5 protein-coding genes are annotated in these 5,131 nt (G+C 64.8%); 4 read left to right on the top strand and 1 reads right to left on the bottom strand.

Annotated elements, in window-relative coordinates; all coding sequences use genetic code 11:
• The 4 genes from JOZ76_RS18080 to JOZ76_RS18065 all read left to right on the top strand — a co-directional run.
• On the top strand, positions 1-229 hold a 229-nt coding region (locus JOZ76_RS18080), incomplete at its 5' end, for a helix-turn-helix domain-containing protein (protein ID WP_291700361.1).
• Between the two features lie 118 nt (positions 230-347).
• The gene (locus JOZ76_RS18075; RefSeq protein WP_291700360.1) at positions 348-953 is read left to right on the top strand and encodes a hypothetical protein; all 606 of its coding nucleotides are present in this window, start codon (positions 348-350) and stop codon (positions 951-953) included.
• A 46-nt stretch (positions 954-999) separates the two neighbouring features.
• Positions 1,000-2,295: an MFS transporter gene (locus JOZ76_RS18070; RefSeq protein WP_291700358.1), complete on the top strand. Its 1,296-nt coding sequence runs from the start codon at positions 1,000-1,002 to the stop codon at positions 2,293-2,295.
• Positions 2,276-3,535 carry an arsenic transporter gene (locus JOZ76_RS18065; protein WP_291700356.1) on the top strand — a complete coding sequence of 420 codons (1,260 nt, stop codon included), beginning with the start codon at positions 2,276-2,278 and terminating at the stop codon, positions 3,533-3,535. The genes JOZ76_RS18070 and JOZ76_RS18065 overlap by 20 nt, the downstream gene beginning before the upstream one ends.
• A gap of 20 nt (positions 3,536-3,555) precedes the next feature.
• Here JOZ76_RS18065 and JOZ76_RS18060 read toward each other — a convergent pair whose 3' ends face one another.
• Entirely contained in the window at positions 3,556-5,100 is a 1,545-nt protein-coding gene (locus JOZ76_RS18060; protein WP_291700354.1) for a SpoVR family protein, read from the bottom strand.
• Positions 5,101-5,131: the final 31 nt, after the last annotated feature.

Here is a 5,131-nt window from a genome sequence, read left to right as displayed (position 1 = left end):
ACTGGCGCGAACTGCGGCCGCCACGGACACTGATCTTCCCAGCGCGGTCGCGCAGCTCGAGGAAGCCATGATCCGGCGAGCGCTGGAGGCGAGCGGCGGCAACCGCACCGAGGCGGCGCGGCGGCTGAGCATCAATCGCCAGCTGCTTTATGCGAAGATGCAGCGTTACGGACTTGCCGGGGAGGCGTCAGCAAATCCGACAGACGATGTCGGCAAAGACGACGCCTGACACATCAGACGTTCCAATTTCTCCTTTCGAATCAACGCGACCGTGCCTGGCACGCGCGTTGCTGATCCTGGGTCGATGGGCTCCAGCCCTGATCGACCATTGGAAAGGAGAGCTGCGAATGCACTGGATTGATCCGGAAAGCCTGCCGGCCGTCGCCGGCACGCTCGACCGCTTTGTGCTGAACCCGCATGGCGAGGTGGATGGCTTCGTGATGAGCTGCGGAACGGAGGACGTCCTGGTCCATGTTCCGCCGCACATGGAGACCGAACTCGTTCGCCACGTGAGGGCCGGTGAAACCGTCACTGTGCGCGGCGTGCGTCCACGCGGCGCCGCGCTGCTGGCCGCCGTCGCTGTGATCGCCCAGGACGGTCATTGGATCGACGATCACGGTCCGGGCAAGGACCGCAAACATCCCAAGGTCGAGCATCGGACGATGACGGCCGAAGGCACCATCCGGCTGGCGCTGTTCGGACCGAAGGGTGAGTTGCGCGGCGCCCTGCTTGCCGACGGCACGAGCGTGCGCATCGGGCCCAAGGAAGCCGAGCACATCAAAAAGCTGCTCGCCCCGGGTAGCCGGCTCATCGTGCGCGGTGATGGCCTGGAAACCAAGCACGGTCGCGTAATCCACGCCCGAGAAGCTGGACCAACGCGCGATGAGCTCGCTCCGGTCAAGGCGCCGAAAAAGGACAAGCCTAAGCCGGTGGCGGAAGCTCACGCGGCCTGAATGAGCTTGGGGCAGGGGGTTCCTTTCGCATTTCGAGAGCAGTTCGATGTCACGACAAGCCGATCGCAAGCGAGCCGGCCGCGCGCTGGACGCTGCCAATTTCTTCCTCGCCGATGTCAGGGATGGCCTTGGTCCCTATCTCGCAATCTATCTCCTGACCGAGCAGAACTGGGACGAGGCGCGGATCGGCGTCGTGATGTCGATTGCAACCATTGCCGGCATCTTCGGGCAGGGCCCGGCCGGCGCGCTGGTCGACGCGACCCATGCGAAGCGGCTGCTGATGGCAGCTGCCGCCATCCTCGTCACGACGGCGTCGCTGTTGCTGCCGCTTGCTCCGAGCTTCTGGCCGGTTGCGATAGCGCAAGCGGTTGCGCATGCCGCCGGCGTGGTATTTCCGCCGGCACTGGCCGCGGTGTCGCTCGGCATCTTCGGCCATCGCGGCTTCAGCGCCAGAATAGGACGCAACGAGACATTCAATCATGCAGGGAACGCGACCGCAGCCGCGATCGCAGGTGGCGCCGCGTACCTGTTTGGTCCGACCGTCGTGTTCTACCTTCTGGCCTTGATGTCGGCCGCGAGTCTGGTCAGTATTCTTGCGATTCCCGGTCAGGTGATCGACCACGAACTCGCCCGCGGCCTGGCCGGCCGTGAGCAAGCGGAGGGTTCGCGCGTCAAGCAGCCGGCCGGCTTCGCCATCCTTCTCACCTGCCGCCCACTGCTCGTCTTCGCCGTATGCGTCACGCTCTTCCACCTCTCCAATGCGGCGATGCTGCCGCTGGTCGGTCAGAAACTCGCGCTGCAGGACAAGAACCTCGGCACCAGCCTGATGTCGGCCTGTATCGTGGCCGCGCAGATCGTGATGGTGCCAATGGCAATGCTGGTCGGCGCCCGCGCCGATCGCTGGGGCCACAGACGCTTCTTCCTCGCGGCCTTGGCCATCCTGCCGGTCCGCGGCGCGCTCTATACGTTTTCGGACCAGCCCGCCTGGCTGGTCGGCGTGCAACTGCTCGACGGGATCGGTGCCGGCATATTTGGCGCGATCTTTCCCTTGATCGTCGCTGATTTGATGCGCGACACCGGGCGCTTCAACGTGGCGCAGGGCGCCGTCATCACGGCGCAGAGCATCGGGGCCGCGCTCTCGACCTCGCTCGCCGGCATGGTCGTGGTCAAGGCCAGCTACAGCGCGGCGTTCCTGACGCTTGGCGGCGTCGCGGCCCTCGGTCTGCTGATTTGCGCAGTTGCGCTGCCCGAGACGCGCGGCAGCGCCGATCCGGCGTCAGCGACATTGGGTGGACAGACTGGCCGCCTTCCGGAGATGAAGAATGCCGATCGCGCAGCATGACGCCGCTTTGGCCTGGAGCATCGTCGCGCTGGCGACCGCCGGCGTGATGATCCGGCCCTTCCGGATCTCCGAGCCGGTCTGGGCGCTCGCCGGGGCTGCCGCGCTGGTCGCACTCGGTTTGCTGCCCGTGAGCGATGCGCTCGCAGGCATGCGCAAGGGCATCGATGTCTATCTGTTTCTGATCGGCATGATGCTGATCGCCGAACTGGCGCGGCTCGAAGGCCTGTTCGATTACCTCGCGGCGCTCGCGGTCGAGCACGCGCGCGGCTCGCCGCAGCGGCTGTTCCTGCTGGTCTATCTGGTCGGCATCCTGGTCACGGCGCTGCTCTCCAATGACGCCACCGTCATCGTGCTGACCCCGGCCGTCTATGCGGCGACCCGCGCCGCCGGCGCCAAGCCGCTGCCTTACGTGTTCGTCTGCGCTTTCATCGCCAATGCGGCGAGTTTTGTGCTGCCGATCTCCAACCCGGCCAATCTCGTGGTGTTTGGCGCGCGGATGCCGCATCTTATGGACTGGCTGCGCCAGTTCGCGCTGCCCTCGCTCGCCTCGATCGTCGTGACCTATGTCGTGCTCCGCCTCGCCTTGCGCCGCGCGGTGAAGGAGGAGGACATTGCGCGCAGCGTGCCGCATGTCAAACTCTCGCCCGGCGGGCTGCTCACCGCTTGGGGCATCGGTGCCGTCGGCGTGGCACTCCTCACAGCTTCCGCGCTCGACATTCAATTGGGCCTGCCGACCTTCATTTGCGGTACGGTCACGACGGTGCTGGTGCTTCTGCTCGGCCGTCAGTCGCCCTGGCCCGTGCTGAAGGGGGTGTCCTGGGGCGTCGTGCCGCTGGTCGCGGGCCTGTTCGCGATGGTCGAAGCCATGGTGCGGACCGGCGTGATCGGCACGCTGAGCGATCTCCTCCACCAGGCCGTCGCGCAATCGGTTCGATATGGGGCCTGGAGTGCAGGACTGTCCACCGCAATCGCCGACAATATCGCCAACAATCTTCCGGTCGGCCTCGTCGCCGGCTCGGTTGCTGCGAGCGATCACCTGCCGCCGCCGGTGATCAGCTCCATCCTGATCGGCGTCGATCTCGGGCCGAATTTGTCGGTGACGGGATCGCTCGCCACGATCCTGTGGCTCGTGGCGCTACGTCGCGAGAAGATCGAGCTGAGTGCGTGGTCGTTCCTGAAGCTCGGGCTGCTGGTGACGCCGCCAGCGCTGCTCGCGGCGCTCGCGCTCGCGATCCGCTGAGACGCATCGCGAAGCAGGGGCTACGCGGCCGCGGCAATCGCGCGCGGGCTCAGCGTGTATTCCTTGAGCACCTTGCCGCCGGCGTCGATTTCGGCGAGCCGCACGTCGTAACTCCAGAGGTCGGCAAGGTGCTGCAGCACGCGCTTGGCGTCGGCCTCGTTCAGTTGTGCCCCATTCAGCACGGTATGGCTCAGGATCAGGCGGCGGTCGCCGGCAAGATCGACGTCCACGACCTCGATATTCGCATCTGTAAACCCGACATCGTACTCCCGCGCCAGTTCGCGACGGACCCGCTGATACCCGCGCTCGTCATGGATCGCGCCGACCCTGACGCCGGCACGCTCCGCCGGATCGTCGTGCAGATGGAACAAACGAAAATGCCGTATCAGCCGCGGGCTGAGGAACTGACTGATGAAGCTTTCATCGCGATAATTGGCCCAGACGTGACGCAGCACGCCCATTACATCGCCGCTGCCTGCGATATCCGGAAACCACGTGCGATCCTCATCCTGCGGATCGGTCACGATCCGCGCGATGTCCTGCATCATGGCAAAACCCAGCGCGTAGGGGTTGAAGCCCGAAAAGCGCGGGTCATCGAACTCGGGCTGAAACACCACGTTGGTGTGCGACTGCAGGAACTCGAGAAAGTTTCCATCGGAGATCCGACCCTGCTCGTGCAACCGCTGCATGATGCGGTAGTGCACATAGGTCGCTGTCCCCTCGTTCATGACCTTGGTTTGGCGCTGCGGATAGAAATATTGTGCGATGTGCCGCACGATGCGCAGCAGCTCGCGTTGCCAGGGTTTCAGGCGCGGCGCGGTCTTCTCCAGGAAGTACAGCAGGTTTTCCTGGGGCAGCCCGAGCAATTTGCGTCGGCGCTCGATGCCGAGCGTCGCTACGCTCTTGGCCGGCCCGCTCGGAACGGTGCGCCACAGATCGTTGAAGACGCTCTCCTCGTGCGCCCGGCGCTGTCCGGCCCGCTTTTCCTCGGAGCGAAAGTCGAGCTTCTTCTTGCCGGGATAGCGGTCGATGCCATGCGACATCAGCGCATGGGCGGCGTCCAGCGTGTGCTCCACCGCCTGCTGCCCCTCGCGCTCCTCGCATTGCGCGACGTACTTCTTGGCAAAGTCCAGATAGTCGAGGATGCCGTCGGCGTCGCTCCATTGCCGGAACAGGTAGTTGTTCTTGAAGAAATGATTGTGGCCGAACGCCGCATGCGCGATCACCAGCGTCTGCATCGTCGCGGTGTTTTCCTCCATCAGGTAGGAGATGCAGGGCGAGCTGTTGATCACGATCTCATAGGCGAGGCCCGTCAGGCCCTTGCGGTAGGACGCCTCGTGATAGGCAAAATGCTTGCCGAACGACCAATGCTTGTAGAACAGCGGCATGGCGATCGAGGCGTAGGCGTCGAGCATCTGCTCGGCAGTGATCACCTCGATCTGGTTCGGATAGATGTCGAGCCCGAGCTCGGATGTCGCGATCTCCTCGCAGGCATCGTGGATGCGCTGGAGCGTGCGGAAGTCCCAATCCGCGCCCTCGAACAGCCGTTCCATTGACGCGGTCATGGCGCCTTCTCCTGCGTGCCGCGGCGCTGAA

This window comes from Bradyrhizobium sp., from assembly GCF_019244115.1.
Lineage (GTDB): Bacteria > Pseudomonadota > Alphaproteobacteria > Rhizobiales > Xanthobacteraceae > Bradyrhizobium.
This window is presented reverse-complemented; position numbering and strand designations above follow the sequence as displayed.

Excerpts from the sequence above, each read along its gene's own strand:
- JOZ76_RS18075 (WP_291700360.1), top strand. The coding sequence starts at position 348 with ATGCACTGGATTGATCCGGAAAGCCTGCCGGCCGTCGCCGGCACGCTC.
- JOZ76_RS18070 (WP_291700358.1), top strand. The coding sequence starts at position 1,000 with ATGTCACGACAAGCCGATCGCAAGCGAGCCGGCCGCGCGCTGGACGCT.
- JOZ76_RS18065 (WP_291700356.1), top strand. The coding sequence starts at position 2,276 with ATGCCGATCGCGCAGCATGACGCCGCTTTGGCCTGGAGCATCGTCGCG.
- JOZ76_RS18060 (WP_291700354.1), bottom strand. The coding sequence starts at position 5,100 with ATGACCGCGTCAATGGAACGGCTGTTCGAGGGCGCGGATTGGGACTTC.